The 1104-nt window shown below is 58.2% G+C and carries 1 protein-coding gene and 1 pseudogene; one reads left to right on the top strand and one right to left on the bottom strand.

Annotated features, from left to right (window positions below; translation table 11 throughout):
• Positions 1–885: PLP-dependent cysteine synthase family protein (locus tag ACR0I7_RS20055; protein ID WP_480514139.1), on the top strand; the 885-nt coding region annotated here is incomplete at its 5' end.
• Between the two features lie 31 nt (positions 886–916).
• On the opposite strand, the pseudogene ACR0I7_RS20050 reads toward ACR0I7_RS20055, so the two are convergent.
• Positions 917–1104, bottom strand: a pseudogene (locus ACR0I7_RS20050) (galactitol-1-phosphate 5-dehydrogenase); the annotation flags it as partial.

The raw sequence follows: 1104 nt of genomic DNA, 5'->3' as shown, positions 1-1104 counted from the left end.
GCAGAGCGCAGCGGGGCCCTCAAGCCCGGGCAGACCGTTGTTGAGGCCACCAGCGGCAACACAGGGATCGGCCTTGCGATGGTTTGCGCGCAAAAGGGCTATCCGCTTGTGGTGACGATGGCTGACAGCTTTTCGGTTGAACGCCGTCAGCTGATGCGGATGATGGGGGCCAAGGTTGTTCTGACCCCGCGCGCCGAAAAGGGTTTTGGCATGTACCGCAAGGCGGTTGAGCTGGCCGAAGAACACGGCTGGTTCTTGGCTCGTCAATTTGAAACAGCGGCCAATGCGGAAATTCATCAAGCCACAACGGCGCAGGAAATTCTGGGTGATTTCAAGGGTGCGCGTCTGGATTATCTGGTGACCGGATACGGAACAGGCGGCACGGTCACAGGCGTTGGCCGCGTTCTTCGGAAAGAGCGGCCCGAGACAAAAATCATCCTTTCTGAACCTGCAAACGCACAGCTGGTTGGCAGCGGTATCGCCACCGAGCGCGGAGATGACAACGAACCTCTCGCCAGCCATCCAGCCTTTGAGCCCCATCCCATTCAGGGTTGGACGCCGGATTTCATTCCATCGGTTCTGCAGGAATCCATCGACAACCAGTATTATGATCAACTGTTGCCCGTCCCCGGGCCAGTCGGGATTGAATGGGCGCGGAAGCTGGCCAGCCAAGAAGGCATCCTGACCGGCATCTCGGGCGGATCAACCTTTGCCATCGCGGTGAGCATTGCAGAAAATGTCGAACCCGGGTCGTCGATCCTGTGCATGTTGCCCGATACGGGTGAGCGGTATCTGAGCACGCCGCTGTTTGACGATATTCCGCAGGAGATGGGGGAAGAAGAGATCGCAATCTCCAGATCCACACCGGGTTATCACATCTCTTGACGGGAAAAGGCCTCCGCCCGTCTGGCGGGGGTCACTTCCATGGGTTCAGTATCACTTTCGGCGCCGCGATTTTCCCGGCCAACAGGTTCTGGAATGCGGCGTGGCCTTCTGCCATTGATCGGTGTTCACACCAGTCTAAAGGTCCCAGCCGACCGTCAAATACTGCCTGTGCGGTATCTCGGAAATCCTGCGCCGAATAGGTGTAGGTGCCCACAAAGG

It is taken from the genome of Ruegeria sp. AM1, assembly GCF_056540745.1.
The sequence above is the reverse complement of the archived record's forward strand: the minus strand, read 5'-3'. Positions and strand labels throughout refer to the sequence as shown.